This window comes from Thermococcus sp. JdF3, assembly GCF_012027495.1.
Lineage (GTDB): Archaea > Methanobacteriota_B > Thermococci > Thermococcales > Thermococcaceae > Thermococcus.
In genome coordinates, this window is the sequence record NZ_SNUK01000040.1 from 1 (window position 1) to 398 (window position 398).

The 398-nt window shown below is 55.3% G+C and carries 1 protein-coding gene; it reads left to right on the top strand.

Annotated elements, in window-relative coordinates; all coding sequences use genetic code 11:
- Window positions 1-398: V-type ATP synthase subunit E (locus E3E42_RS11800; RefSeq protein ID WP_167904898.1), on the top strand; the 398-nt coding region annotated here is incomplete at both ends.

Genomic DNA, 398 nt, shown 5'->3' on the forward strand with positions numbered 1-398 from the left:
CCAGAGCTGAGTGGATACTCAGGAAGGCCCAGACCCAGGCTGAAATAGAAAAGCAGCGCATAATAGCCAACGCCAAGCTTGAGATAAGAAAGAAGAGGCTCGAAGTTCAGGAGGCCCTCATCCAGGAGGTCATAACGGCCCTCCGCGAAAGGCTCGCCGAACTTCCTGAGGAAGAGTACTTCCCGATGCTCGTTGATTTAACTGGCAAGGCTGTCGAAGAGCTTGGAAGCGGCAGCGTCGTCGTGAAATCCAACGAAAGGACATTGAAGCTCCTGGAGGGCAGGCTCGACGAGTTCAAGAAGGCTCTCACTGAAAAGCTCGGGAGGGACGTTGAAGTCACCCTCGGTGAACCGATCACCACAATCGGCGGCATCCTCGTCGAGACCCCCGACAGAACT